Source organism: Micromonospora sp. NPDC002411 (assembly GCF_053592955.1).
This window is the reverse complement of sequence record NZ_JBSFBM010000493.1, coordinates 1-3,665: the sequence shown is the minus strand read 5'-3', so window position 1 is coordinate 3,665 and position 3,665 is coordinate 1. Positions and strand designations below refer to the sequence as shown.

Annotated in this window: 2 protein-coding genes; one reads left to right on the top strand and one right to left on the bottom strand. The window is 74.5% G+C overall.

Annotated features, from left to right (window positions below):
* The coding region (locus ACWCO3_RS32800) for an adenylate/guanylate cyclase domain-containing protein (RefSeq protein WP_450013803.1) at window positions 1–1,688 on the bottom strand (1,688 nt) is incomplete at its 3' end.
* Window positions 1,689–1,882: 194 nt separating this feature from the next.
* Between ACWCO3_RS32800 and ACWCO3_RS32795 the strand changes: the two genes are divergently transcribed.
* On the top strand, window positions 1,883–3,665 hold a 1,783-nt coding region (locus ACWCO3_RS32795), incomplete at its 3' end, for an ATP-binding protein (RefSeq protein WP_450013801.1).

Genomic DNA, 3,665 nt, shown 5'->3' with positions numbered 1-3,665 from the left:
GGCAGGCGCTCGGCGGCGACCTGACGCAGCGCGGGCGCGGCGAACGCGTACCCGCCGGTGCGGTGGTGGAGCAGGAGCCCGGCGGCGACCAACCCTCGTAGCGCGGGTGCGGACCGACCGGGCGTCCAGCCGAGGGCCCGGTCGACGGCAGCACCGGAGATCACACCGCCGAGGGTGCCGGCGGCCATCAGCACCGCCCGCCGCTCACCGTCGAGGTGGTCCAGCTCCGCTCCGACGACCCGGCGTAGCGCCTCGGGCAGGGGGAGCGCCGCCGGGTCGGCACCGTCCACGAGCGACGCGACGTACGCCGCCGCGTGCCCGGGTCGACCTCCGACCAGCGGCAGCAACCGGTCGGCCAGGGTCACCGGCTGCCCGGCCCGGCTGAGCAGGTGGCGCAGCAGCCGACCGGACTGCACGGTGGCCAGGGGTCCGATCGTCATCCGTCGCGCCGGGCTCGGCCGGGTGTCGGCCCACTGCGGTTGGTGCAGGGTGATCAGGGCAAGCGGCAACCCGCGCGCCGTCGCCGTGCTGAACAGCGCGTGCAGGAACCGGCTCATCGCGGGCGCCGCCCGGTCCACGTCGTCCACGGCGACGATCAGCGGCTGGTGAGCGGCCAGACGCAACAGGACGTCCCGGCAGATCGCCGCGCCCGCCAGCGCCGCCGACGAGCTGTCCGGGGTGGTGAGGAACCGCTGCAGAGCGGGGACCGCCGCCGCGACGCGCTCCGGCGGGAACAGCGACGTCAGGGCGGCGACCAGCCGGTCGTGGACCACCGCCGGGCCGTCGCCGTGCCGCACCCCCGCGAGGCCACGGAGCAGATCGGCGGCCGGGGCCAGGACCTGATCGGGGTACGGCTGGCAGGTCGCCACGCACCACCGGACCGGCGCGCCGTCCACAGTGGTCAGTCCCCGGGTCAACTCGTGCAGCAGGCGGCTGCGGCCACTGCCGGTCGGGCCGACCACTGACAGCCACCTCGGGCTGTGCTCGCGAATGGCCTCGCTCACCTGGTCGCGGATGGTGGCCAGTTCACGGCGACGGCCGATCAGCGGGCCGTCGTGGCGGTCGGTGCCGGGGCGTACCAGGCCGACGGCGTGCCAGACCGGCATCGGAGGCACCCGTCCGGAGACCGGCACCGCCGCCAGCTGACGCTGGGTGATCAGGCCGGCGGTGGCCCGTGCGGTGGCCGCGCAGAGCGCCACTGAGCCGGGCTCCGCGTACTCCTGGAGGCGGGCCGCTGTGGTGATCACCGCGCCGCTGGCCACGCCGTGCCCGCCACTGACGGCGCCGCCCAGGTCGACCACGACCTCACCGGTGGCGACACCGACGCGTACGCGCAGTCTGATGTCGCCGACCATCGGCCGACGGTCCAGCGCGGCCTGGATCTCGAGCCCGGCGCGCACCGCCCGGTACGCGTCGAAGCCGTCCGAGTGCCGAGCGCCGAAGAGGGCCATCACCGCGTCGCCGACGTACTTCTCCACGACTCCCTGCCAGCGGTGCAGCACGCCGGCGACGGTGTCGAAGTAGGCCCGTTGCAGGGCGCGGACGTCCTCCGGGTCTAGCCGGTCCACCAGACCGGTGGAGCCGACGATGTCGGCGAAGAGGACGGTGACTGTGCGTCTCTCCTCCGGCACCGGCCAGTGTCCGGTCCCGGTTCGCTGCGGGTCGATGACGACGATGCTGCTGGTCATGGGTATCGCACCGGCCCTTCTTCCCGCTTCTGCCTGATGACCTCCGGAGATTGGCATCCCTGGGCCCACGGGGGATCTGCAGAACGACGTATGTCGGCCACCCGCAACCTTTAGTCGCAAAGTCGACGCGAGGAGTACCACAAGCGGCGGATGGCCGTAGAACGGTGCGGGGCCCTGTGATTAGGCTGCGTGCCATGGCCAGCGATGTGGACACCGCACCGCTCGTGGGTCGGGCCGAGCTGGTGCGGACGGTCCGGTCCGCGTTGCTCGGTGACGCGGCGCACGGGCAGACCGCCGCCGTCTTCCTGACCGGCGAGAGCGGTGTGGGCAAGACCCGGTTGCTGGGCGAGATCGGCGACCGGTTGCGTGACCAGGGCGCCGTGGTGCTCACCGGCAGCTGCCTGGACATCGGCGACGCCTCCCCGCTGCACCCGCTGTTGCAGGCGCTGCGCCGCTACGACGCCGACCTGTCCGCCTCTCGCAAGCGCAGCTCGTCGGCGGTGCGCGGGCTGTTGCAGATGGTCGCCGACGAGACCGCCGGTCCGGACGGCGCGGGCGCGTTGCTGGAGCGGGTCTCGCGCGGGCTGCACCTGATCGCCGAGGGCAGACCACTGGTGTTGATTCTCGACGACCTGCAGTGGGTCGACCGCAGCACCCGGCAGTTGCTGCTCTATCTGTTGGCCGGTCTGGGCGATCTGCAGCTCTCGGTGTTGGCAGCGGTACGCGCCGAGTCGTTGCAGGGCGCGCACCCACTGCGCCGGGTGCTCACCGAGCTGCGTCGCCTGCGGACGGTGCGGGTGCTCGACCTGGCACCGCTGGGCCGAACCGAGACCGAGGAGCTGGCCGCGGCGGTGGTCGGTCGGCCCCTGTCCGGGGACGCGGCCGACCAGGTGTGGCAGCGCAGCGGAGGCAACCCGTTCGTCATCGAGGAGCTGGCCCGCGACCTGCGCGACGGCCGCGACGGTCTGTCCGAGACGCTGCGGGAGATCTTCCTCGACCGGGTCGACGCGCTGCCGCAGCACGCGCACGCGGTGGTGCACGCGGTGGCTGCCGGCGTGGAGCCGGTGCAGCACTGGCTGCTGGCCGAGGTGCTGCGGTTGCCCGAGGACGAGCTGATCGACGCGGCCCGCGCGGCCGTGGCGCACCGGCTGCTGGTCGGCGCCGACGACGGCTACCGGCTGCGGCACCGCCTCGTCGCCGAGGTGCTGGCGCACGAGCTGCTGCCGGCCGAGCGTTCCGGACTGCACCGCCGCTACGCCGAGGCGCTGACCGCGGCCCCGGGTGAGCTGCACCAGGCCCGGCTGGCACACCACTGGCGGCTGGCCGGTGACCCGGCGCGCGCGTTGCCGGCGGCGGTGGCCGCCGCGCAGGAGGCCGAGCGGCTGGGTGGCTACGCCGAGGCGCACCGGCACTGGTCGGCGGCGTTGCAGCTCGCCGCCGACTCGGGTCCGCTCGCGGTGGACCGGGTCGAGCTGCTCGGAAACGCCGCCGAGGCCGCCCACCACTGTGGGGAGCACGCCCGCGCGTTGGCCCTGCTGGAGGAGTTGGCCACGCTCCAGGGCGGCGAACCGAACTGCGCGCTGCACATCCGCCGGGCCCGCTACCTGGCCGCCGCCGGTCGCTCGGCGCTGGCCGAGGAGGAGTACCAGCGGGCGCTGAAGGCGGCGGACTGCTCCCCGCGCGACCGGGCCGCGGCCGCCGCCCGCCTGGCCGAGTTGTTGCTGCACCTGGGCCGGTACGCCGACGCCGGTGAGCGGGCGCGGGAGGCGCTGGCGCTGGCCGAGAACGTGGAGGGGTCCGCCACGGAGGTCGTGCTGGCCAGCTCGGCGCTGGGCTTCAGCGACGCCTTCCTGGAGGACCCGGACGCCGGTCTGGCGGTCATGCGCGACGCCCTCGACACCGCCGAGCGCGCCGGCCAGCCCGAGGACGTCGCCTGCGCGTACCTGCACCTGGCGGAGTTGCTGACCGGGCCGCTGA